The organism is Andreprevotia sp. IGB-42 (genome assembly GCF_009848685.1).
Lineage (GTDB): Bacteria > Pseudomonadota > Gammaproteobacteria > Burkholderiales > Chitinibacteraceae > Andreprevotia.
Genome location: NZ_WXTX01000009.1, coordinates 85,945 through 109,381 on the forward strand (window position 1 = coordinate 85,945; position 23,437 = coordinate 109,381).

The following is a 23,437-nucleotide window of genomic DNA, read 5'->3' on the forward strand; positions in this document are numbered from 1 at the left end:
ATGGCAACCCTCAATACCCTGATCGACAGCCTGAACGCCGTATTCGGCGACAAGCTGCAAAGCCTCAAGACCGATCTGAACGAAGTCACCGTTGAAATCCGCGCTGCAGACTGGCTCGATGCCGCATTGACGCTGCGTGACCATGCCGAGTTCCGCTTCGAAGCCTGTCTGGACGTCGCTGGCGTAGACTACAGCGCGTACAAGGACGGCATCTGGGAAGGCCAGCGCTTTGCAGCGGTCTACCACCTGCTGTCGTATGCCAACAATTTCCGCCTGCGTGTGCGCGTTTACGCGCCGGATGACGATTTCCCCATCGTGCCTTCGGTGGTCGACGTATGGTCGGGCGTCAACTGGTTCGAGCGCGAGGCGTTCGACCTGTATGGCCTCGTCTTCGAAGGCCACCCGGATCTGCGCCGCATCCTCACCGACTATGGGTTTGTCGGCCATCCGTTCCGCAAGGATTTCCCGCTGTCCGGCTACGTGGAAATGCGTTACGACCCGGAACAGGCGCGCGTGATCTATCAGCCCGTCACCATCGAACCGCGCGAGATCACCCCGCGCATCATTCGCGAGGAGAATTACGGTGGCGTCTGAAATCCGTAACTACACACTTAACTTCGGCCCGCAACACCCGGCCGCGCACGGCGTGCTGCGCCTGGTGCTGGAGCTCGATGGCGAAGTCATCGAGCGTGCCGACCCGCATATCGGCCTGCTGCACCGCGGTACCGAGAAGCTGGCCGAATCCAAGACCTTCATCCAGTCGCTGCCCTATATGGACCGCCTCGACTACGTGTCGATGATGTCCAACGAGCACGCGTACTGCATGGCGATCGAAAAGCTGTGCGGCATCGAAGTGCCGCTGCGCGCGCAATACATCCGCGTGATGTTCGACGAGATCACCCGCATCCTGAACCACCTGATGTGGATCGGCGCGCATGGCCTCGATTGCGGCGCGATGACCATCTTCCTGTACGCATTCCGCGAGCGTGAAGACCTGATGGATTGCTACGAAGCGGTATCGGGCGCGCGCATGCACGCTGCCTACTACCGCCCGGGTGGCGTTTACCGCGATCTGCCGGACGAGATGCCGCAATACCAGGCCTCCAAGGTACGCAACGCGGCAGCCATCAAGCGCATGAACAGCAACCGCGAAGGCTCGCTGCTCGACTTCATCGAAGACTTCACCAACCGCTTCCCGACCTATGTCGACGAGTATGAAACATTGCTCACCGACAATCGCATCTGGAAGCAGCGTACCGTCGGTATCGGTGTGCTGACGCCGGAACGCGCGATGAACCTGGGCCTGACCGGCGCGATGCTGCGTGGCTCGGGCATTGCATGGGACCTGCGCAAGAAGCAGCCGTACGAAGTGTACGACAAGCTCGATTTCGACATTCCGGTCGGCAAGAACGGCGACTGCTACGACCGTTATCTGGTACGCGTGGAAGAAATGCGCCAGTCCAACCGCATCATCAAGCAGTGCGTGGCGTGGCTGAAGGCCAACCTGGGCCCGGTGATCGTGGAGAACCACAAGGTGGCGCCGCCGCCCCGTGTCGACATGAAGTCGAACATGGAAGAGCTGATCCACCACTTCAAGCTGTTTACCGAAGGCATGCACGTGCCGGAAGGCGAAGCATATGCCGCGGTTGAGCACCCCAAGGGTGAGTTCGGCATCTATCTGGTGAGCGACGGCGCCAACAAGCCGTACCGCCTGAAGATCCGTGCGCCGGGCTTTGCCCACCTTGCCTCGCTGGACGAAATGGCGCGTGGCCACATGATCTCCGACGCGGTCGCGATCATCGGCACGCAAGACATCGTATTTGGGGAGATCGACCGCTGATGTTGACTCAAGATTCTCTCTCGCAGATCGACCGGGAGCTGGCAAAGTACCCGGCCGAGCAACGCCGCTCTGCCACCATGAGCGCGCTGCGCATTGCACAGACCGAAAAAGGCTGGCTCAGCAACGAGCTGATCGAGTACGTGGCCAACTACGTGGGTATCCCGCCGGTTGCCGCCTACGAAGTGGCCAGTTTCTACAACATGTTCGACATGAAGCCGGTTGGCAAGTACAAGATCACCGTCTGTACCAACCTGCCCTGTGCGCTGTCGGGCGGCTACCAGGCGGCGGATTACCTGAAGCAGAAGCTGGGTATCGATCTCGGCGAAACCACTGCCGACGGCAAGTTCACCCTCAAGGAAGGCGAGTGCATGGGTGCTTGCGGCTATGCGCCGGTGCTGCTGGTGAATAACCACAGCATGTGCAACCACATGACGCCCGAGGCGATCGACAAGAAACTGGCGGAGCTCGAATAAGATGACCGTGTATGTAAAAGGCGTCGTGTTCGAAGGCGTCGATCTGGACGATCAGAACAGCTGGAAACTCGATGCATATGTAAAGCGTGGCGGTTACGCGGCGCTGAAGAAGATCATTGAAAACAAGATCACGCAGGATGAAATCATCGCCGAGATGAAAACGTCCGGCCTGCGTGGTCGTGGCGGTGCGGGCTTCCCCACCGGCCTGAAATGGTCGTTCATGCCGCGCAGCTTCCCGGGCCAGAAATACCTGGTGTGCAACACCGACGAGGGCGAGCCGGGTACCTTCAAGGACCTGGATATCCAGATGTACAACCCGCATGCGCTGATCGAAGGCATGATCATCGGCGCGTATGCAATGGGTATCACCGTGGGTTACAACTATATCCACGGTGAAGTGTTTGCCGCCTACCTGCGCTTTGAAGAAGCGCTGGAAGAGGCGCGTGCTGCCGGTTTCCTGGGGGACAACATCCTGGGTTCCGATTTCTGCTTCCAGCTGCATGGCCATCACGGTTACGGCGCCTATATCTGTGGCGAAGAAACCGCGTTGCTCGAATCGCTGGAAGGCAAGAAAGGCCAGCCGCGCTTCAAGCCGCCGTTCCCGGCAAGCTTCGGCCTGTATGGCAAGCCGACCACGATCAACAACACCGAAACCTTTGCATCGGTGCCGTTCATCATCCGCGAAGGCGGGCAGAAGTTCCTGGAGCTGGGCAAGCCCAACAACGGCGGCACCAAGCTGTTCTCGGTCTCCGGCCATGTGAACCGCCCGGGCAACTATGAGATTCCGCTTGGCACGCCGTTCAGCGAACTGCTGGAAATGTGCGGTGGCATGCGCGATGGCAAAAAGCTCAAGGCGGTGATTCCGGGTGGCTCGTCCGCCCCGGTGCTGCCGGCCGAAATCATGATGCAATGCACGATGGATTATGACTCGATCTCCAAGGCCGGCTCGATGCTGGGCTCGGGCGCGGTCATCGTCATGGACGAAACCGTCTGCATGGTGAAGGCGCTTGAACGCCTGTCCTATTTCTACCACGAGGAATCGTGCGGCCAATGTACTCCTTGCCGTGAAGGCACGGGCTGGCTGTACCGCGTGGTGCACCGTATCGAACACGGCCAGGGCCGTCCGGAAGATCTGGACCTGCTGCTGTCCGTGGGTGGCAATATCGCCGGCCGCACCATCTGTGCGCTGGGCGATGCCGCCGTGATGCCGGTGCAGGGGATGCTCAAGCACTTCCGCGCCGAATTCGAACACCACATCCATAGCAAATCCTGCCTGGCTCCAGGCTACTGATTTGCGCTGGTTTAAAAATTTGCCATTGAATCGAGTCGATCATGCTGGAAATTGAAATCGACGGTAAGACATTGACAGTGCCGGGCGGCAGCACGGTGATGGACGCGGCGAACTCTGTCGGCGTGCACATCCCGCATTTCTGCTACCACAAGAAACTGTCGATCGCTGCCAACTGCCGCATGTGCCTGGTCCAGGTCGAAAAAGCGCCCAAACCGCTGCCCGCCTGTGCCACGCCCGTGACTGACGGGATGAAGGTCTACACCCACTCTGACATGGCCGTGAAGGCCCAGAAGGGCGTGATGGAATTCCTGTTGATCAACCACCCGCTGGACTGCCCGATCTGCGATCAGGGCGGCGAGTGCAACCTGCAGGATCTGGCTGTCGGTTATGGCCAGTCCGGCTCGCGCTACCAGGAAGAAAAGCGCGTGGTGGTCAACAAGGACCTCGGTCCGCTGGTCTCCACCGACATGACACGCTGCATCCATTGCAGCCGCTGCGTGCGGTTCACCGAAGAAATTGCCGGCTTCCAGGAGCTGGGCATGGGTGGCCGCGGCGAATTCACCGAAGTGATGCCGTATATCGGCAAGACGGTGAACTCGGAAATCTCCGGCAACATCATCGACCTGTGCCCGGTCGGTGCGCTCACGTCCAAGCCTTTCCGCTACAGCGCCCGTACCTGGGAGCTGTCGCGCCGCAAGAGCGTGGCCGCGCATGATGGCCTGGGCGCCAATCTGGTGGTGCAGGTCAAGGATCACAAGATCAAGCGCGTGCTGCCGCTGGAAAACGAAGCGATCAACGAATGCTGGCTGTCCGACCGCGACCGTTTCAGCTACGAAGCGCTGAATTCGGATGAGCGCCTGACCAAGCCATTGATCAAGCAGGGCGGCGTATGGCAGGAAGCCGATTGGCAGACTGCACTCGAATACGTGGCCAACGGCCTCAAGTCCGTGGTGGCTGATCATGGCGCCGACAGCGTGGCCGGCGTGGCGAATGCCTCGTCGACGCTGGAAGAGCTGTTCCTGTTCAAGAAGCTGCTCGCTGGCGTGGGTGTGTCCAGCGTCGAATCGCGCCTGCGCGTGACCGAGCCGGTTGCCACCAGGGGTGTGCAATGGCTGGGCCAGAGCATCAGCGAACTGGCGCAGACCAAGGCCGTGCTGGTGATCGGCTCCACGCTGCGCAAGGATCAACCGCTGATCGCGCAACGCCTGCGCCAGTCGGTGAAGAAGGGCGGCACGCTGTCCATCATCAACTCGCATGGCGATGATCTGCTCACCAAGGTGAGCGGTCAGGTGATCACCCGCCCGGACCAACTGGTCGAGGGCGTGCTGGCTACACTGAAGGCTGCGGTTGAAATCACCGGTGCTGCTGCACCGGCGCATATCGACCTGAACGGCGTTGAAGTGACCGCAACTGCCAGGCAGGTTGCCGAAACACTGATCGGCAAGGAAAGCGCCGCAGTGCTGCTGGGCAACCTTGCCATCCAGAACGCACGCGCTGCTGAGCTGTACGCTGCGGCAACCGCGCTGTCCGACGTGTTGGGCGCCAAGCTGGGCGTGCTGTCCGATGCCGCCAATACCGTTGGTGCGCAGCTGGTGGGCTTCCAGGGGGCGGGCAACGTGTTTGCCCAGCCGAAGAAAGCCTACGTGCTGCTCAATGCTGAAGCCGATTTCGATACCGCCAACGGTGCAGAAGCCGTTGCCGCGCTGGAAAAGGCCGAGATGGTCGTGGTGATGTCGCCATTCCAGTCGTGCGCATTCGATTACGCCGACGTGATCCTGCCGGTTTCGCCGTTCTCGGAAACCTCCGGCACCTTCATCAACATGGAAGGCCGTCCGCAAAGCTTCAATGGCGTGGTACGCCCGCTGGGCGAAACCCGTCCGGCGTGGAAAGTCTTCCGCGTGCTGGGCAACCTGCTGGGCGTGGAAAACTTCCACTACAACAGCTCGGAAGAAGTGCGCGACGAAATCCTCGCTGCCGGCATCGATGCCAAACTCGACAATGCACCGGCTGCGGCCGTGCACGTCAAGCCGCAGGCTGTTGCTGCAGGTCTCGTGCGCCTGGCCGAAGTGCCGGCGTATCAGGCCGATGCCATCACCCGCCGTGCAGTCAGCCTGCAGGCGACTGCCGATGCGCAGGTGGCTGGCCAGCTGCGTGCCAATGCGGCAACGCTGGCCGCGCTGGGCGTGGCTGCCGGTGACCAGGTACGCGTGAGCCAGGGTGGTAGTGACGCCGTGCTGGCTGCCGTGGCAGACGAAGGCCTGCTCGATCAGGTGGTACGCGTTCCGCTGGCTGCACCGGCTACCCGCAATCTGGGTACCGGCGCCGTGTCGGTCGTGAAGGCATAAGGGGACAAGCATGGAATTCTTTCATACCACGCTGGGCCTCAATGAAACGCTGGCCTTTGTTATCTGGACCGTACTGAAGATCCTCTGCATCGTGGCGCCGATCTTCGGTGCCGTGGCCTACATGACCCTGGCAGAGCGCAAGGTCATCGGCTACATGCAGATCCGTATCGGCCCGAACCGGGTTGGTCCGTTCGGCTTGCTGCAACCGATCGCCGACGGCGTGAAGCTGCTGCTCAAGGAAATCATCACTCCGTCCGCCGCCAGCAAGGGGCTGTTCTTCGTGGCGCCGGTGATGGTGCTGATGCCGGCACTGGCCGCGTGGGCGGTGGTGCCGTTCTATCCCGGCTTCGTGCTGGCCGATGTGAACGTGGGCCTGCTGTACGTGATGGCCATTACCTCGATGGGCGTATACGGCGTGATCCTCGCCGGTTGGGCTTCCAACTCCAAGTATGCGTTCCTCGGTGCGATGCGCGCCGCGGCGCAGGTGATCTCGTACGAGCTGGCGATGGGCTTTGCGCTGGTTGGCGTGATCATGGTGTCCGGTTCGCTCAACCTCACCGAGATCGTCAATGGTCAGGGCCATGGCATTGCCGGTGGCTCGGTGTTCAGCTGGAACTGGCTGCCGCTGCTGCCGCTGTTCGTCGTCTACTTCATCTCGGGCCTGGCGGAAACCAACCGCGCACCGTTCGACGTGACCGAAGGCGAATCGGAAATCGTTGCCGGCCACATGATCGAATATTCGGGCATGAGCTTCGCGCTGTTCTTCCTGGCCGAATACGCCAACATGATCCTGATTTCCGCCATGGCGGCTGTCATGTTCCTTGGCGGCTGGCTGAGCCCGTTCCCGGCAAGCTGGCCGGTGCTGGGCGCGGCAAGCTTCCTGTGGTGGGTATTGAAGGTTGCGTTCCTGTTGTTCTGCTTCCTGTGGTTCCGCGCAACATTCCCGCGCTACCGTTATGACCAGCTGATGCGTCTGGGCTGGAAAATCTTCATCCCGGTCACGCTGGTGTGGATCGTGCTGGTGGGTGCCTGGATGCAAACCCCGCTGACGCTGTGGAAGTAAGGCGAGGATAAGAGACATGGAAAAAATCAATCATTTCTTCAAGACCTTCCTGCTGGTCGAACTCGTCAAGGGGCTGATGCTCACCGGGCGTCACTTCTTCCAGCGCAAGATCACCGTGCAGTTCCCGGAAGAGAAAACCCCGTACAGCCCGCGTTTCCGCGGCCTGCATGCACAGCGCCGCTACGCCAACGGCGAAGAGCGCTGCATTGCCTGCAAACTGTGCGAGGCCGTCTGCCCGGCAATGGCCATCACCATCGAATCGGAAACGCGTGACGACGGCACCCGCCGCACTTCGCGTTACGACATCGACCTGACCAAGTGCATCTTCTGCGGTTTCTGCGAAGAAGCCTGTCCAGTGGATGCCATTGTCGAAACGCACATCCTCGAATACCACGGCGAAAAGCGCGGCGATCTGTATTACACCAAGCCGATGCTGCTCGCGGTCGGCGACAAGTACGAGAGCGAAATCGCAGCCCGCAAGGCTGCGGACGCCAAGTACCGCTAAAAGGGATCTGTGATGACCGTAGTCATTTTTTATATCTTTGCCGCAGTCCTGCTGGCGGCCGCGTTCGGGGTGATTGCCTCCAAGAACCCGGTGCACGCCGCGCTGTACCTGGTGCTGTCGTTCTTCACCGGTGCCGTGCTGTGGATGCTGATCAAGGCCGAGTTCCTGGCGGTATCGCTGATCGTCATTTACGTGGGCGCGGTGATGGTGCTGTTCCTGTTCGTGGTGATGATGCTGGACGTCAACTTCGAAGAGCTGCGCAAGGGCTTCTGGCGCTATGTGCCGGTAGCCGGCACGGTGGCCGTGATCATGGCGGTCGAAATGGTGCTGGTGCTCACGCACCAGGCCGCGCAGATCGAAGGGGCGGTGCTCGTCGAGCCGGCGCCTGGCTACAACAATGCCAAGGCACTGGGTCAACTGATCTATACGCATTACTTCCTGCCGTTCCAGCTGGCTGCTGCCTTGCTGCTGGTGGGCATGATCGCGGCGATTGCGCTCACGCTGCGCAAGCGCAAGAACACCAAGTACATCAACCCGGCCGACCAGATCAAGGTGAAGCGCAATGATCGCCTCAAGATTGTTTCTGTGCCGACTGAAGCCCGCGCCACCATCGAGCCGCCCAAAGCTGCCGATGGCGAGCAGCAAGCATAAGGGCAGGGGAGACACATGCTCACATTGACTCATTACTTGGTGCTGGCCGCGATCCTGTTTGCGATCTCGGTGTTCGGCATCTTCATGAACCGCAAGAACCTGATCGTGTTGCTGATGGCAATCGAGCTGATGCTGCTGGCGGTCAATATCAATTTCATCGCGTTTTCGCAGTTCCTGGGTGACGCATCCGGACAGATTTTTGTCTTCTTCATCCTGACAGTGGCTGCGGCCGAGTCGGCCATTGGCCTGGCGATCCTGGTTGTGCTGTTCCGCAACCTGCGCTCGATCAATGTGGAAGACCTCGATCATCTCAAGGGCTAACCGGACTTCCGGCCAAGATAACAACAGGGCTTAACCCATGGACATGAAAACAATCTACCTGCTGATTCCGCTGGCGCCGTTGTTTGGCGCGCTGGTGGCAGGTCTCTTTGGCTGGGCGATCGGCCGGCGCGCTGCGCATACCGTCACCATCGGCGGCGTGGCAGTGGCGTTCGCGCTGTCTGCCTACGTGCTCAAGACCTTGATCGACGGTGGCGCCAGCTTCAACGGCACCATCTACACCTGGCTGACCGTGAACGGCGTTGATCTCAACGTCGGCTTCCTGGTCGACAAGCTGACCGCGATGATGATGTGCGTGGTCACCTTCGTCTCGCTGATGGTGCATATCTACACCATCGGCTACATGCAGGAAGACCCGGGCTACCAGCGTTTCTTCAGCTATATCTCGCTGTTCACCTTCTCGATGCTGATGCTGGTGATGGCCAACAACTTCGTGCAGCTGTTCTTCGGCTGGGAAGCAGTGGGCCTCGTGTCCTACCTGCTGATCGGCTTCTGGTTCAAGCGCCCGACCGCCACGTTCGCCAACCTGAAGGCGTTTCTCGTCAACCGCGTGGGTGACTTCGGCTTCCTGCTGGGCATCGGCCTCGTGCTGGCGCACTTCGGTACGCTCGATTACGCCGAAGTATTCGCCAAGGCGCCGGAACTGAAAGACGCAGCCATCAGCCTGTTCCCGGGTACCAGCTGGTCGTTGCTGAGCGTGACCTGCATCCTGCTGTTCGTCGGTGCGATGGGTAAATCGGCACAGTTCCCGCTGCACGTATGGCTGCCCGATTCGATGGAGGGCCCGACACCGATTTCCGCGCTGATTCACGCCGCCACCATGGTGACGGCCGGTATCTTCATGGTGTCGCGCATGTCGCCGCTGTTCGAGCTGTCGGATACCGCGCTGAACTTCGTGCTGGTGATCGGCGCGATCACTGCGCTGTTCATGGGTTTCCTCGGCATCATCCAGAACGACATCAAGCGCGTGGTTGCGTACTCCACGCTGTCGCAGCTCGGTTACATGACCGTGGCGCTGGGCGCATCGGCTTACTCGGTGGCCGTGTTCCACCTGATGACACACGCGTTCTTCAAGGCGCTGCTGTTCCTTGGCGCCGGCTCGGTGATCATCGGCATGCATCATGACCAGGACATCCGCAACATGGGTGGCTTGCGCAAGTACATGAAGATCACCTGGATCACCTCCTTGCTGGGTTCGCTGGCGCTGATCGGCACGCCGTTCTTCTCCGGCTTCTATTCCAAGGATTCGATCATCGAAGCGGTGGCCGAATCGCATCTGCCGGGCGCGGGCTTTGCCTACTTCGCCGTGGTGGCCGGTGTGTTCGTGACTGCGTTCTACTCGTTCCGCATGTATTTCCTTGTCTTCCATGGCAAGGAGCGCTGGATGGAGAAGGGTCATCACGACCATCACGTCGACAACAACGAAGAAGACCACGACCATCACCATGGCCTCGGCCCGCACGACAAGCCGCACGAAAGTCCGTGGGTGGTGACACTGCCGCTGGTGCTGCTGGCCATCCCGTCGGTGCTGATCGGTTACTTCGCGATCGAGCCGATGCTGTACGGCAACTTCTTCGAAGGCGTGATCTTCGTCAATCCGGAAGCGCATCACGCGCTGGAGATCATGAAGGAAGAATTCCACGGCCCGTTCGGCATGGTGAAGCACGCGTTCAGCACGCTGCCGCTGTACCTTGCCATCGGCGGTGTGGTTGCTGCCTACATTTTCTACATGGTCAAACCTGCATTGCCGGCTGCCTGCGATCGCTTCTTCATCTCGATTGGCGTCAAGAAGCTGCTGGAAGAGAAGTACTACATGGATCACCTCTACATCAATGGCTTCTCCGCCTTTGGTCGTGCGCTGGGTACCGCGCTGTGGAAGGTGGGCGACGTGCTGATGATCGATGGCCTGATCGTCAACGGCACGGCCAAGGTGGTGGGCTTCTTCTCCGGCGCCGTTCGCCGTGCACAGACTGGCTACATCTACCACTACGCGTTCGCCATGATCATCGGCGCGCTGGGTTTGCTGAGCTGGCTCACGTACAGGCTGTTCGCGCTGCACTGAAGCGCGGCGTTCAATCGGATTGATGAAATAACAAGTAGGTAAGACTATGACGGGTAATCTTCTGAGCCTCGCGATCTGGCTGCCAGTACTGGCAGGCCTCGTGGTGCTCGCCACCGGCGGGGACAAGCATGCACAGATCGCACGCTGGATCGCCGTGATTGGCGCGCTGGCGAGCTTTCTGGTCACGATTCCGCTCTATACCGGTTTTGATGTCCTCAACGGCGGCATGCAGTTCGTTGAGCTCAAGCCGTGGATCAAGACGTTCAACATCAACTACCACCTGGGCGTGGACGGCATCTCGGTGTGGTTCCTGCTGCTCAACAGCTTCACCACCTTGCTGGTGGTGCTGGCTGGCTGGGAAGTGATCCAGAAGCGTGCCGCGCATTACCTGGCTGCGTTCCTGATCATGTCGGGCCTGATCAACGGCGCGTTTGCCGCGCAGGATGCCATCCTGTTCTATTGCTTCTTTGAAGCGATGCTGATCCCGATGTACCTGATCATCGGTATCTGGGGTGGCCAGAACCGCGTTTACGCGTCGTTCAAGTTCTTCCTGTACACGCTGCTGGGCTCGCTGCTCACCCTGGTTGCCTTCATCTACCTGTACTACCAGGCCGATGGCAGCTTTGCGATTGCTGATTTCGCCCGCCTGCCGCTGGGCATGGGTGCACAGGTGTTCGTGCTGATCGCTTTCTTCTTCGCCTTTGCGGTGAAGGTGCCGATGTGGCCGGTGCATACCTGGCTGCCGGATGCGCACGTCGAGGCACCGACTGGTGGTTCGATGGTGCTGGCTGCGATCACCCTCAAGCTGGGTGCGTACGGTTTCCTGCGGTTTGCGCTGCCGATCGTGCCCGATGCCTGCCGCGAATATGCGTGGGTGTTCGTGCTGTTCTCGCTGGTGGCGGTGGTGTATATCGGCCTGGTGGCGCTGGTACAGACCGACATGAAAAAGCTGGTGGCGTATTCGTCGATCTCGCACATGGGCTTCGTCACACTGGGCTTCTTCATGTTTGGCGGCACCAGCGGCGGCGAACTGAATTCGTGGGCGGTCGAGGGCGCGATTGCGCAGATGATCTCGCACGGCTTCGTATCCGCCGCGATGTTCTTCTGCATCGGCGTGATGTACGACCGCGTGCATAGCCGCAAGATCGCCGATTACGGCGGCGTGGCCAACAAGATGCCGATTTTCGCTGCCTTCTTCATGTTGTTTGCCATGGCCAACTCCGGCCTGCCGGGTACCTCGGGTTTCTCGGGTGAATTCCTGGTAATCCTGGGTGCGGTGCAGGTGAACTTCTGGTACGCGGTAGCGGGTGCAACCACGCTGATCTTCGGCGCTGCGTACACCTTGTGGATGTACAAGCGGGTGATTTTCGGCGATGTGGGCAACGACCACGTGGCTGAACTGAAGGACGTGAATGCACGCGAGTTCTTCGTGCTGGCGATCCTGGCCGTGACCGTGCTGGGCATGGGCTTGTATCCGAAGCTGTTTGTCGATGTGATGCATATGTCGGTCAATGACCTGATCTGGCATGTATCGCAATCCAAGCTCCCCCAATAACAGTGTCTGCGAGATAAGGGTTTAGAGCATGACTTGGACCAGTTTGAATGCATGGATTGCCGCGCCGGAGATTTTCCTTCTCTGTGCCACCTGCGCGATCCTGCTGATTGATCTTTTTGTCCGTGACGATGATCGTCTGGTGACCTATGTACTGACGCTGATCGCACTGGCGGTCACCGGTGGCCTGCTGTTCTACAGCTATTCGGAACTGCCGCAGCTGGCGTTCAACGGCTTGTTTGTGGTCGACCAGATTGCCACCTTCTCCAAGATCGGCATCATCATCGGCGTGGCGCTGGCACTGGTTTATGCCCGCAGCTATGCCAAGACGCGCGATCTGTGGCGTGGCGAGCTGTTCACGCTGACCTTGTTCGCGCTGCTGGGCATGCTGGTGATGGTGTCTGCAGTCAACTTCCTGGTGCTGTATGTGGGCCTGGAGCTGCTGTCGCTGTCGCTGTATGCGCTGGTGGCACTGCGCCGTGACTACGTGAAAGCCACCGAAGCAGCGATGAAGTACTTCGTGCTGGGCGCGCTGGCCTCCGGCATGCTGCTGTACGGCATGTCCATGGTCTACGGTGCCACCGGTTCGCTGGACGTGTTCGTGATTGCGCACAAGATCTCGCAAGGCCAGGTCAACCCGCTGCTGGCCATCTTCGGTCTGGTATTCATCGTGACCGGCCTCGGCTTCAAGCTGGGTGCCGTGCCGTTCCATATGTGGGTGCCGGACGTTTACGAAGGCGCACCGACCCCGATTGCACAGCTGATCGGTTCCGCTCCGAAGCTGGCTGCGTTTGCCTTCATCATCCGCATTCTGGCACAGGGCCTGGAGGGCTTCGGCCCGGACTGGCGCAGCATGCTGGTGGTGCTGGCGGTGCTGTCGCTGGTGATCGGCAACCTGACCGCGATTGCACAAACCAACCTGAAGCGGATGTTTGCGTACTCGACGATTTCGCACATGGGTTTCCTGCTGCTGGGTTTCCTGGTGGCCAATCCGGTTGGGTATTCGGCGGCATTCTTCTACGCGTTCACCTATGTGCTGACCGCAGCTGCCGGCTTCGGTGTGATCATGCTGCTGTCCCGCGAGGGTTATGAAGCCGATACCATCGATGCGTTCAAGGGCCTGGCCCGCCGCAGCCCGTGGTTTGCGCTGATGATGCTGATGGTGATGTTCTCGATGGCGGGCATTCCGGTCTTCGTCGGCTTCTTTGCCAAGCTGGCGGTGCTCAAGGCTGTGGTGAACCTGGGCCTGGTATGGCTGGCGGTGATTGCAGTGCTGATGTCGCTGATCGGCGCGTTCTATTACCTGCGCGTGGTCAAGGTCATGTACTTTGACGAGCCGACCGACAACGAAGCCATCGTTGCGGGCTGGGATACGCGCATCATCCTGTCGGTGAACTGCCTGGCGCTGCTGGCCCTGGGCCTGGTGCCCGATACGCTGCTGGCAATTGCCAACCGCGCCATCGGTACCTCGCTGCTGATGCACTGATCCCGCATGATCGAAGTACTGATCATCTGCACATTGGCGGCGCTGGCCGCCAATGTGCCTTTCCTCTCCGTCCGGCTGTTCGGTTTTGTGGCACTGGCCCGCAAGCACTTCGGCTGGCAGTTGCTGGAATGGCTGGTTTACTACGTGGTACTGGGTTTGCTAGCCCGCTTGCTGGAAGGGCGCATTGCCGACGTGCACGCGCAGAACTGGCCGTTCTATGCCACTACGCTGGCGTTGTTCGCGGTGCTGGCCTGGCCCGGCTTCGTATGGCGCTATTTCTGGCGTAAACCCGGTATTTGACGTAGTTGAGCGAAATTTCTTGTGTAAGGGGGCTTGCAGCCCTGCGGTAATCTCGCTATAGTTCGCCTTCTTCGTTAGGCACGTAGCTCAGCTGGTTAGAGCACCACCTTGACATGGTGGGGGTCGTTGGTTCGAGTCCAATCGTGCCTACCAACGGATTTAGATAAGGAATCAAGCTCATGTTTCGAACCCGCACCACTACCCAAAACTGACCCGGGTAGCCGTGCACTGGTCAAACCAGAGCTTGATGTAAAAAAGTGCGGCTTAGCCCGCACTTTTTTTTTGCCCGCGCGGGCGCAAAGCACGAACCGATACGCGCAGCCCATGTGGGCCGCAGCAGACACAACGTTTACTTGAACAGGTGGCTCACATGCCGGTGATTACGCTTCCAGATGGTTCCCAACGTCAATTCGACGCGCCCGTTACCGTAGCCGGCGTTGCTGCCAGCATCGGTGCCGGTCTTGCCCGTGCCGCGCTGGCCGGCAAGGTGGATGGTGTGCTGGTCGATACCAGCTACCTGATCGAGCGCGATGTGCAGCTGGCCATCGTGACCGAGCGTGATGCCGATGGCCTGGACGTGATCCGCCACTCGACAGCCCACTTGCTCGCCTACGCGGTGAAGAGCCTGTTCCCGGATGCGCAAGTCACCATCGGCCCGGTGATCGAGGATGGCTTCTTCTACGATTTCAGCTACAAGCGCCCATTCACGCCGGAAGATCTGGAAGCGATCGAGAAGAAAATGCTCGAGCTGTCCAAGAAGGATATTCCGGTCGAGCGCTACGAGCTGCCGCGCGACGAAGCCATTGCCTACTTCAAGAGCATCGGCGAGGCGTACAAGGCCGAGATCATTGAATCGATCCCGCAGGGTGAAGTGCTGAGCCTGTACCGCGAAGGCGATTTCACCGACCTGTGCCGCGGCCCGCACGTGCCGTCCACCGGCAAGCTGAAAGTCTTCAAGCTGATGAAGGTGGCCGGTGCCTACTGGCGCGGTGATTCGAAGAACGAAATGCTCACCCGCGTGTATGGCACGGCGTGGGCGAAGAAAGAAGACCTGGAAGCCTATCTGCACCGGCTGGAAGAATCGGAAAAGCGCGATCACCGCAAGATCGGCCGCGCTCTCGATCTGTTCCACATGCAGGAAGAGGCGCCGGGCATGGTGTTCTGGCACCCCAAGGGCTGGTCGCTGTGGCAATCGGTCGAGCAGTACATGCGTGCCCGCCTGAACAAGGCCGGCTACCAGGAAGTGCGTACGCCGATGATGATGGACCGCAGCCTGTGGGAGAAATCGGGCCACTGGGAGAACTACCAGGACAACATGTTCGTGACCGAATCGGAAAAGCGCACCTATGCGGTGAAGCCGATGAACTGCCCGGGCCACGTACAGATTTTCAACAGCGACCTGCGCTCGTACCGCGATCTGCCGCTGCGCTTGGCCGAGTTCGGCGCCTGCCACCGCAACGAGCCGTCCGGCTCGCTGCACGGTCTGATGCGCGTGCGCGGTTTCACGCAGGACGATGCACACATCTTCTGTATGGAAAGCCAGCTGATCGAAGAAGCGAAGACTTTCCATGCGCTGGCGATGAGCGTGTACGACGATTTCGGCTTTGAGGGCATCGCCATCAAGCTGGCGCTGCGCCCGGCCAAGCGTGCCGGCAGCGATGAAGTGTGGGATCGTGCCGAAGATGGCCTGCGTGTTGCACTGCGTGCCTGTGGCGTGGAATGGGAAGAGTTGCCGGGCGAGGGTGCGTTCTACGGCCCCAAGATCGAATACCACATCAAGGATGCCATCGGCCGTTCCTGGCAGTGCGGTACGCTGCAGCTCGACTTCGTTCTGCCCGAACGCCTGGGCCCGGAATACGTGGCGGAAGACAATACCCGCCAGCGCCCGGTGATGCTGCATCGTGCCATCGTCGGCTCGATGGAGCGTTTCCTCGGCATCCTGATCGAAAACTTCTCTGGTGCGTTCCCGTCGTGGCTGGCCCCGGTGCAGGCGGTGGTGCTCAATATCTCCGAATCGCAGCGTGAATATGCCGAATCGGTGGCGCGCCAGCTCAAGGATGCAGGCCTCAGGGTTGAGGCCGACTTGAGAAATGAGAAAATAACCTATAAAATCCGGGAACATAGCTTGCAACGGATTCCTTATCAGCTCATCGTGGGCGACAAGGAAAAAGAAGCGGGCTTGGTGGCCGTGCGCAGCCGCAGTGGCGAAGACCTCGGGCAAATCAACCTGGCAGCGTTCCTGGAACGCATGCAGGCGGAAACCCCCAAGGCCTGATGCCCACGTCAGCCGCACGGTTTTTGTTTTACGACTTGGAGAAAAGAGATAGCTGCTTCGGATAAAGAACCGCGCATCAATGGTGAAATCACCGCGCGAGAAGTACGACTGCAAGGTCTGGATGGTGAGCAACTCGGTATCGTGAGCCTGGCGCAAGCGCTGGCACTGGCCGAAGAAGCGGAAGTCGATCTGGTTGAGATCGCCCCTACCGCCACGCCACCGGTTTGCCGTGTGATGGACTACGGCAAGTACAAGTACGAGAAATCCAAGAAAGACCACGCGGCCAAGCTCAATCAGAAGCAGATCCAGATCAAGGAAGTCAAATTCCGTCCGGGTACCGACGAGAACGACTACCAAGTCAAGCTGCGCAATCTGATCCGCTTCCTCGAAGATGGCGACAAGGCCAAGATCACGCTGCGTTTCCGCGGCCGTGAAATGGCTCACCAAGAAATCGGCATGGCGCAATTGAAGCGTGTCGAAGCTGACCTGACCGAACTGGCGATCGTGGAGCAACACCCGCGCCTGGAAGGCCGTCAGATGGTGATGATGCTGTCGCCCAAGAAGAAATAAGCATTGCTGCCGCAGTACCTGCCGGCATCGATTGATTGATGCGGCAGGGGGCGTATTGCTTGCAGTACAGGCCGTACAGAAAAAAGAGCGGGGTGGCGACAGCCCCCGTCAAGGCGCAGAACACCGCTGCCGGTTGTCGCAACATAAACGTGGTGCCAGGCCACTAAGTCCCCAAGGTCAATACCGCGGGGCGCCTGTTGCCTAATTTAACTTCATTCGGAGCATTCCATGCCCAAGATGAAAACCAAGAGCAGCGCCAAAAAGCGCTTCAAGGTTCTCGGCGGTGGCGGCGTCAAGCGCGCACACGCGTTCAAGCGTCACATCCTGACCAAGAAAACTACCAAGACAAAGCGCCAACTGCGCGGCACCAGCATGGTCGATCCGTCGAACATGGGCCACGTACGTGCAATGTTGCCCTACGCGTAACTCAAGGAGATAAGAGATGCCTCGCGTTAAACGTGGTGTAACAGCCCGCGCTCGTCACAAGAAAGTACTCGCACTGGCCAAGGGTTACCGCGGCCGTCGCAAGAACGTATACCGGATCGCCAAGCAAGCGGTGATGAAGGCCGGTCAATATGCTTACCGCGACCGTCGTCAAAGGAAGCGTCAATTCCGTACTCTGTGGATCGCCCGTATCAACGCGGCTTCCCGTGAGTGTGGTCTGGCGTACAGCCGCTTCATGAACGGCCTGAAAAAGGCTGGCATCGAAGTAGACCGCAAGGTCTTGGCCGACCTGGCCGTGTTTGACAAGCCGGCTTTTGCCAAGTTTGTCGAGCAAGCCAAGGTAAGCCTCGCTGCCTGATCGGCAAGTGCTTTGAAAAGGGAGGCGATAAGCCTCCCTTTTTTATTCGGCCGCTTTCACCCGATCGCCAGCCGATGCCTGATGTCCGCCGGCCGCCGTGCCGCTGTTTCAAACAATGCGATGCCTTACCCAAGTGCGCCTGTGCTCAGGCGGTTTTGCGTAACGTATTTCAGACCCAGATGGGGCCACCATGGTTGCCAACGTACAAGCCATACTCGAAGAGGGCCTTGCCGCGCTCGCCGCGACAAACGACCCGGTCGAACTTGAAAACACCAAAGCCCGCTATGTCGGCAAAGAGGGTGCCATCAGCGCGCTGCTCAAGCAGCTGGGCACCTTGCCGCCGGAAGAGAAAAAAAGCTTCGGCGCCACCGTCAACCAGGCTAAGCAGGCATTCGAAGCCGCGCTGAACACGCGCCGCGAAGCGCTGGCGGCCGAGAAGCTGGCGAAGCAGCTGGCGGCCGAGGCGCTGGACATCACGTTGCCGGGCCGCGGCCGCAGCGCCGGTGGACTTCACCCGGTGACACTGGTGCAGCAGCGCATCGAGAACCTGTTCCGCTCCATCGGTTTCGACGTGGCCGATGGCCCGGAAATCGAAAACGACTTCCACAACTTTGCCGCGCTCAATATCCCCAAGGATCACCCGGCGCGCGCCATGCAGGACACCTTCTATGTAGAGGGCGCTGGCGAGCCGCTGGTGCTGCGCACGCATACCAGCCCGATCCAGGTGCGCTACATGCTGGATAACCAGCCGCCGATCAAGATCATTGCGCCGGGCCGCGTGTACCGCGTTGACTCGGATGCCACGCACTCGCCGATGTTCCACCAGATGGAAGGCCTGTGGGTGGACGAGGGCGTATCGTTTGCCGACTTGAAGAGCGTGATCGTCGACTTCCTGCGCAACTTCTTCGAGCGTGACGACCTGCAGGTGCGGTTCCGCCCGTCGTTCTTCCCGTTTACCGAGCCGTCCGCCGAAATCGACGTGCTGGGCGCGCGTGGCTGGCTGGAAGTGGGCGGTTGCGGCATGGTGCACCCGAATGTGCTGAAGAACGTGGGTATCGATGCGGAGCAGTACACCGGCTTTGCCTTCGGCATCGGCCTCGACCGTTTTGCCATGCTGTATTACGGCGTGAACGATCTGCGCCTGTTCTTCGACAACGACCTGTCCTTCCTTGGCCAATTCAAATAATCCGGAGCGCACAGCATGAAATTCTCTGAACAATGGCTGCGCAGCTGGGTGAACCCGGCGCTCTCGTCCGATGAGCTGGCGCATTTGCTGACCATGGCCGGTCTGGAAGTGGAAGAAAACGAGGCTGCGGCCCCGGCATTCAGCAATGTATTCGTGGCCGAAGTGCTCAGCGTGAGCAAGCACCCGGATGCAGACCGCCTGAACGTGTGCAGCGTGAACGTCGGCGAAGCCGGGCCGCTGCAGATCGTCTGCGGCGCGCCGAATGTCTCGGTGGGGATCCGCATTCCGTGCGCACGCATCGGCGCGGTGCTGCCGGGTGATTTCAAGATCAAGCAGGCCAAGGTGCGCGGCATCGAATCGTCCGGCATGCTCTGTTCCGGCAAGGAGCTGGGCCTGCCCGACGATGTGGATGGCCTGATGATCCTGCCGGCGGATGCGCCGGTCGGCACACCCATCCGTGACTACCTGAACCTGGACGACCGGCTGCTGACGCTCAAGCTCACGCCCAACCGCACCGATTGCCTGTCGATCAAGGGGATTGCGCGTGAAGTGGCCGCGCTGACCGGCACCGCGCAGACCGTGGTGGAGATTGCCGCAGTGGCACCGCAAGTCGACGATGTGCGCAGCATCACGCTGGCTGCGGGTGATGCGTGCCCGCGCTACGCTGGCCGCGTGATCAAGGGTGTGAACCAGGCCGCGCCAACGCCGGACTGGATGAAGCAGCGCCTGGCGCGCAGTGGCACGCGCTCGATCTCGGCCATCGTCGACATCACCAACTATGTGCTGCTCGAACAGGGCCAGCCGATGCACGCGTTCGATCTGGCCAAGCTGCAGGGCGGCATCACCGTGCGTTTTGCTCATGCCGGCGAGACCATCACCTTGTTGAACGACAAGGAGCTGAAGCTCGAAGCCGACATGCTGGTGATTGCCGATGAAGCCAGGCCAGTGGCACTGGCCGGCATCATGGGTGGCGGCGAAACCGGCGTGGAAGCCGGCGCACAGGATGTCTTCCTGGAATCGGCATTCTTTGCGCCGGCAGTGATTGCCGGCAAGGCACGCCGGCTGGGTTTCTCGTCCGATTCGTCGCACCGCTTCGAGCGGGGCGTGGATTTCGGCAGCTGTCGCAACGCGCTGGAGCGCGCCACGCAACTGGTGCTGGACATCTGCGGTGGCCAGGCTGGCCCGGTGCAGGAAAGCGTGGCCGAACTGCCCGCACGTGCACCGGTGGCGCTGCGTGTATCGCGCGTGGCCCGCGTGCTGGGGCTGGCATTGCCGGCCGATGAGATCGTTGCCATCCTGCGCCGGCTGGGCCTTGCTACCGCGCTGGCGGGCGACGTGATCACCGTGACGCCACCGTCTTATCGCTTCGATATCGAAATCGAGGAAGACCTGATCGAAGAAGTGGCGCGCGTGTATGGCTACGACAATGTGCCCGTGAGTGCATCGGTTGCCAAGCTCGCCATGCTGGCGCAGCCGGGCAACCTGCGTGGCAAGGCCGCACTGAAGAACATCCTCGCCGCCCGCGATTACCAGGAAGCGATCAACTACGCTTTCGTGGAAGAAAAGTGGGAGGCAGACTTTGCCGGCAACACGGCACCGGTAAAATTGATCAACCCGATTGCCAGCCAGATGAGCGTGATGCGCTCGACACTGTTCGGCGGTCTGATCAATGGCCTCAAGCACAATATCAACCGCCGCCATGAGCGCGTGCGCCTGTTCGAAGTGGCGCGCGTGTTCCATGGTGTGGCCGCGGATGCACAGCCGGAAAAGATCGCCGGCCTGGCATGGGGTGGCCGCGAGCCGGAGCAATGGGCTGCAGGCAAGGACAAGGTTGATTTCTTCGACGTGAAAGCGGACGTGGAAGCATTGCTGGCCCCGCGCCGCGCCGAATTCCGCCGCGCCAGCCATGTGGCACTGCACCCGGGCCGTTCTGCCGAGGTGGTGGTCGATGGCCTGGTGATCGGAGTGGTGGGTGAATTGCATCCGCAATGGTCGCAGGCTTACGAGCTGGGCAGCGCACCGGTGTTGTTCGAACTGGACGTGGCCGCGTTGCTGGCAGTGCACAAGCACGAGGCCCGCGCGGTGTCGAAATTCCAGCCGGTACGCCGCGATCTGGCGCTGGTGGTGGACGAGCACGTGGCCGTCGCCGAGCTGCTTGCGGCGTTTGCCAAAGTGAAATCCCCGTTGATTACGGGCATCGAACTCTTTGATGTCTACCGTGGCAAGGGTGTTGAAGAAGGCAAAAAGAGCCTTGCATTCAAGGTGTTGATGCAAGATACTCAGAAAACGCTTACGGACGAAGAAGTCGAAAGCGTAGTGGCGGAAATCATTCGCCGCGGGGAAGGATGCGGTGCAACGCTCCGCGCATAACAGGTTGTTCAGGGTTTAATAAATGACGCTCACCAAGGCTGATTTGGCCGATCTTCTTTTTGACAAGGTCGGCCTCAACAAGCGTGAGGCCAAAGACATGGTCGAGGCCTTTTTCGAAGAAATCCGTACCTCATTGCAAGATGGCGATGTGGTCAAACTTTCAGGTTTCGGTAATTTCCAGCTGCGCGACAAACCGCAACGCCCGGGCCGCAATCCCAAGACCGGCGAAGAGATTCCTATCTCTGCGCGCCGTGTCGTTACCTTCCACGCAAGCCAGAAACTGAAGGGACTGGTTGAACTGCATTATGCAAAGCGCCAGCAGCAACGTCGTACCGACATCTGATCTGCCATCGATCCCGGCCAAGCGCTACTTCACCATCGGTGAAGTGAGCGAGCTGTGTGGCGTAAAGCCGCATGTGCTGCGCTACTGGGAGCAGGAGTTCACCCAGCTCAAGCCGGTGAAGCGCCGCGGCAACCGGCGTTACTACCAGCACCACGAGGTGCTGCTGGTGCGCCGTATCCGCTCGCTGCTGTACGAGCAGGGCTTTACCATCAGTGGCGCCCGCAACCAGCTGGCGCATCTGGGTGAGGATGAAGCAAGCGCCGTGGTGGCCAATGCCACCGTGCGCGAAGAACTGCACGCGCTGCTGCACTGGCTGCAGGCCTGATGCAGCTAGCGCACTTGCATGGGGTGCAAGGGGTCGGTTCCCCTTGGGTAATTCAATGCAAGAGGGCTATGGCGCAAGTGCCGACGAGTGGTTATAATCGCTGCTCTCTCGGAATGTAGCGCAGCCTGGTAGCGCACTTGCATGGGGTGCAAGGGGTCGCGAGTTCGAATCCCGCCATTCCGACCAAAAAAAGAAACGCCGAATCAGTGATATTGCTGATTCGGCGTTTTTCATTTCTGCAAACACCATGCCGCGTCGCGAAACAGAACCGCATGGGGTTGTGGCAACGCAGCTCAGTGCCTGAACCGGTGCGCCTGCGTCTGTGCCAGAAACTCGGGGGTGACGGAATACCCCGGGGCGCTACCGATCACCGGGTCGATGCTGCATGCGGGGCACAGCGCCGTGTTCCCGAGCGGTTCATCCGTTGCGTCTTCGGGAAAATCGGTCCACTCCTCGATTGCATCTGGCGGAAAGATCGCCAGGCAATGGAGGCAGCCGCAAAGATCGCTTTGCTGCAGTGCTTTGCGATGATAAATCGAGTGTTCATGTGCGGCGATGATGGCTGTCATTGCATCAGTCCGGCAAAGACGGATTGCTGCGTCACAGCGCCCAATGACTGGCTGCCAGCTTGGGATGTGGCGTGCCAACGTTTTTTTGATGCAGCGTGTTGATCAGTTTGCGCAGGCCGAAGAATACGCCGCCAGAGATCGACATCAGCACGGCCATGAACAGCACGATGGCCATGGCGTGGCCGGTATCGGTGCCGGGCAGGTTAGCCGAGCCCAGATACTTGAAGGCTGCACTTGCACTGCCCACAAAGATCAGGCCGGCAAGACCGCGGATGCAGCGTAGCAAGAAATACATTGCGTGTTTCCATATTGAGGATGAAGGGAAGCGTTCCAAATTAGGTACTGGTGGAACGGATGTCAATGCGGATGGCATGCTGCTTGATGCAAATGGAGAGGGCAAGCGGGGCGCTGCTGTGGCATACGTATTGCCGATGCTGCGGTGCAAACGGCAGTGGCAGCCCAGCCACGTCGATGGTCACTGCCGTTTTTGTGCTGCAACGTCACCACATTGCTGCATTGCAACCACGTTACGGCATTGCCCCACAAGCCAATGGGGATTACCCCACAAGCGGCCGGCAGAAATCCTAGCCCAAAGCGCGGGCTGTACCGATGAGGGGAATCAGGCGGGTCGATTAAGCTGACGTCACGTTGCGCAAAGGCGCGGCGGTTCTTCCGGCACCAGGGAGGAACGGCAACTTCGCCGACTTTTCAAGGAGCATGATCATGGCTAATCAATCGAATTCGTCCAATCAATCCAAGAACAGCAACAGCAACGCCAAGAGCGCTTCGTCGCAAAATTCGTCGTCGCAGAGCAAATCTGCTTCGTCGCAAAGCGGCAAGGGCACCCAGGGCGGCACGCACGAGCAACACGTGAATGCCGGCCGCCAAAGCCACAAGAACAGCTAAACCTGTTCCTGCTGGCAAAAGCCGCCACGGTGCGCATGCGCTGTGGCGGCTTTTTGCTGTCTGCTGCAACGGGTGCCATCGCCTTTGAAGCGGCTAACAGCGCCTGGTAAGGCGATGGGTAGCGCGTCGGATCTCATGAAAGCGGTGTGATGTGCTGGCTTGCCCTGTGAGCATGCATCGCAAA

At 59.9% G+C, this 23,437-nt stretch carries 24 protein-coding genes and 2 tRNA genes; 24 read left to right on the forward strand and 2 right to left on the reverse strand.

Going from position 1 to position 23,437, the window contains the following annotated elements; translation table 11 throughout:
* The 23 genes from IGB42_RS14540 (at position 1) to IGB42_RS14650 (ending at position 21,964) form a co-directional block, all read left to right on the forward strand.
* Positions 1–594, forward strand: coding sequence for an NADH-quinone oxidoreductase subunit C (locus tag IGB42_RS14540; protein ID WP_159672870.1), 594 nt, complete (start codon positions 1–3; stop codon positions 592–594).
* Positions 584–1,840 carry an NADH-quinone oxidoreductase subunit D gene (locus IGB42_RS14545; protein ID WP_159672872.1) on the forward strand — a complete coding sequence of 419 codons (1,257 nt, stop codon included), beginning with the start codon at positions 584–586 and terminating at the stop codon, positions 1,838–1,840. The genes IGB42_RS14540 and IGB42_RS14545 overlap by 11 nt, the downstream gene beginning before the upstream one ends.
* Positions 1,840–2,313 (forward strand): NADH-quinone oxidoreductase subunit NuoE, encoded by a 474-nt coding sequence (nuoE, locus tag IGB42_RS14550; RefSeq protein WP_159672874.1) that lies wholly within the window; start codon positions 1,840–1,842, stop codon positions 2,311–2,313. The genes IGB42_RS14545 and nuoE overlap by 1 nt, the downstream gene beginning before the upstream one ends.
* A 1-nt stretch (position 2,314) precedes the next feature.
* On the forward strand, positions 2,315–3,604 hold the full coding sequence (gene nuoF, locus IGB42_RS14555) for an NADH-quinone oxidoreductase subunit NuoF (RefSeq protein ID WP_159672876.1): 1,290 nt from the start codon (positions 2,315–2,317) through the stop codon (positions 3,602–3,604).
* 41 nt (positions 3,605–3,645) lie between these two features.
* Positions 3,646–5,949 (forward strand): NADH-quinone oxidoreductase subunit NuoG, encoded by a 2,304-nt coding sequence (gene nuoG / locus IGB42_RS14560; RefSeq protein WP_159672878.1) that lies wholly within the window; start codon positions 3,646–3,648, stop codon positions 5,947–5,949.
* Between the two features lie 10 nt (positions 5,950–5,959).
* Entirely contained in the window at positions 5,960–7,012 is a 1,053-nt protein-coding gene (gene nuoH / locus IGB42_RS14565; RefSeq protein WP_159672880.1) for an NADH-quinone oxidoreductase subunit NuoH, read from the forward strand.
* 16 nt (positions 7,013–7,028) lie between these two features.
* A complete protein-coding gene (gene nuoI / locus IGB42_RS14570; RefSeq protein WP_084088800.1) occupies positions 7,029–7,517 on the forward strand; it encodes an NADH-quinone oxidoreductase subunit NuoI in 489 nt (162 codons plus the stop codon).
* A 12-nt stretch (positions 7,518–7,529) separates the two neighbouring features.
* Complete coding sequence (locus tag IGB42_RS14575; protein ID WP_159672882.1) at positions 7,530–8,168, forward strand: NADH-quinone oxidoreductase subunit J; 639 nt, start codon at positions 7,530–7,532, stop codon at positions 8,166–8,168.
* Between the two features lie 15 nt (positions 8,169–8,183).
* Complete coding sequence (nuoK, locus tag IGB42_RS14580; protein ID WP_159672884.1) at positions 8,184–8,489, forward strand: NADH-quinone oxidoreductase subunit NuoK; 306 nt, start codon at positions 8,184–8,186, stop codon at positions 8,487–8,489.
* A 37-nt stretch (positions 8,490–8,526) separates the two neighbouring features.
* A complete protein-coding gene (nuoL, locus tag IGB42_RS14585) occupies positions 8,527–10,569 on the forward strand; it encodes an NADH-quinone oxidoreductase subunit L (RefSeq protein WP_159672886.1) in 2,043 nt (680 codons plus the stop codon).
* 46 nt (positions 10,570–10,615) lie between these two features.
* Positions 10,616–12,124: an NADH-quinone oxidoreductase subunit M gene (locus IGB42_RS14590; RefSeq protein WP_159672888.1), complete on the forward strand. Its 1,509-nt coding sequence runs from the start codon at positions 10,616–10,618 to the stop codon at positions 12,122–12,124.
* Between the two features lie 28 nt (positions 12,125–12,152).
* Positions 12,153–13,607 (forward strand): NADH-quinone oxidoreductase subunit NuoN, encoded by a 1,455-nt coding sequence (gene nuoN / locus IGB42_RS14595; protein ID WP_159672890.1) that lies wholly within the window; start codon positions 12,153–12,155, stop codon positions 13,605–13,607.
* A gap of 6 nt (positions 13,608–13,613) precedes the next feature.
* Positions 13,614–13,907 (forward strand): DUF2818 family protein, encoded by a 294-nt coding sequence (locus tag IGB42_RS14600; RefSeq protein ID WP_159672892.1) that lies wholly within the window; start codon positions 13,614–13,616, stop codon positions 13,905–13,907.
* 76 nt (positions 13,908–13,983) lie between these two features.
* Positions 13,984–14,060: transfer RNA gene (locus IGB42_RS14605), tRNA-Val, on the forward strand.
* A gap of 217 nt (positions 14,061–14,277) precedes the next feature.
* Complete coding sequence (gene thrS, locus IGB42_RS14610) at positions 14,278–16,182, forward strand: threonine--tRNA ligase (RefSeq protein WP_159672894.1); 1,905 nt, start codon at positions 14,278–14,280, stop codon at positions 16,180–16,182.
* A gap of 48 nt (positions 16,183–16,230) precedes the next feature.
* A complete protein-coding gene (gene infC, locus IGB42_RS14615) occupies positions 16,231–16,752 on the forward strand; it encodes a translation initiation factor IF-3 (protein WP_159673116.1) in 522 nt (173 codons plus the stop codon).
* A 228-nt stretch (positions 16,753–16,980) separates the two neighbouring features.
* On the forward strand, positions 16,981–17,178 hold the full coding sequence (gene rpmI / locus IGB42_RS14620) for a 50S ribosomal protein L35 (protein ID WP_159672897.1): 198 nt from the start codon (positions 16,981–16,983) through the stop codon (positions 17,176–17,178).
* Between the two features lie 16 nt (positions 17,179–17,194).
* Entirely contained in the window at positions 17,195–17,554 is a 360-nt protein-coding gene (gene rplT, locus IGB42_RS14625; RefSeq protein ID WP_035053497.1) for a 50S ribosomal protein L20, read from the forward strand.
* Between the two features lie 190 nt (positions 17,555–17,744).
* Complete coding sequence (gene pheS, locus IGB42_RS14630; RefSeq protein ID WP_159672899.1) at positions 17,745–18,740, forward strand: phenylalanine--tRNA ligase subunit alpha; 996 nt, start codon at positions 17,745–17,747, stop codon at positions 18,738–18,740.
* A 15-nt stretch (positions 18,741–18,755) separates the two neighbouring features.
* Entirely contained in the window at positions 18,756–21,110 is a 2,355-nt protein-coding gene (gene pheT / locus IGB42_RS14635; RefSeq protein WP_159672901.1) for a phenylalanine--tRNA ligase subunit beta, read from the forward strand.
* Positions 21,111–21,132: 22 nt separating this feature from the next.
* Positions 21,133–21,453 (forward strand): integration host factor subunit alpha, encoded by a 321-nt coding sequence (locus tag IGB42_RS14640; RefSeq protein ID WP_159672903.1) that lies wholly within the window; start codon positions 21,133–21,135, stop codon positions 21,451–21,453.
* Positions 21,416–21,778, forward strand: coding sequence for a MerR family transcriptional regulator (locus tag IGB42_RS14645; protein WP_159672905.1), 363 nt, complete (start codon positions 21,416–21,418; stop codon positions 21,776–21,778). Before IGB42_RS14640 ends, IGB42_RS14645 begins: the two co-directional genes overlap by 38 nt.
* Positions 21,779–21,887: 109 nt before the next feature.
* Positions 21,888–21,964: transfer RNA gene (locus tag IGB42_RS14650), tRNA-Pro, on the forward strand.
* 107 nt (positions 21,965–22,071) lie between these two features.
* On the opposite strand, the gene IGB42_RS14655 is transcribed toward IGB42_RS14650, so the two are convergent.
* Together IGB42_RS14655 and IGB42_RS14660 are read right to left on the reverse strand one after the other, a co-directional pair.
* Positions 22,072–22,347, reverse strand: a complete 276-nt coding sequence (locus IGB42_RS14655) for a cytoplasmic protein (RefSeq protein WP_159672907.1) — start codon at positions 22,345–22,347, stop codon at positions 22,072–22,074.
* A 31-nt stretch (positions 22,348–22,378) separates the two neighbouring features.
* Positions 22,379–22,720: a hypothetical protein gene (locus IGB42_RS14660; protein WP_159672909.1), complete on the reverse strand. Its 342-nt coding sequence runs from the start codon at positions 22,718–22,720 to the stop codon at positions 22,379–22,381.
* 350 nt (positions 22,721–23,070) lie between these two features.
* On the opposite strand from IGB42_RS14660, the gene IGB42_RS14665 reads away from it, so the two are divergent.
* Positions 23,071–23,253: a hypothetical protein gene (locus tag IGB42_RS14665; protein WP_159672911.1), complete on the forward strand. Its 183-nt coding sequence runs from the start codon at positions 23,071–23,073 to the stop codon at positions 23,251–23,253.
* Positions 23,254–23,437: the final 184 nt, after the last annotated feature.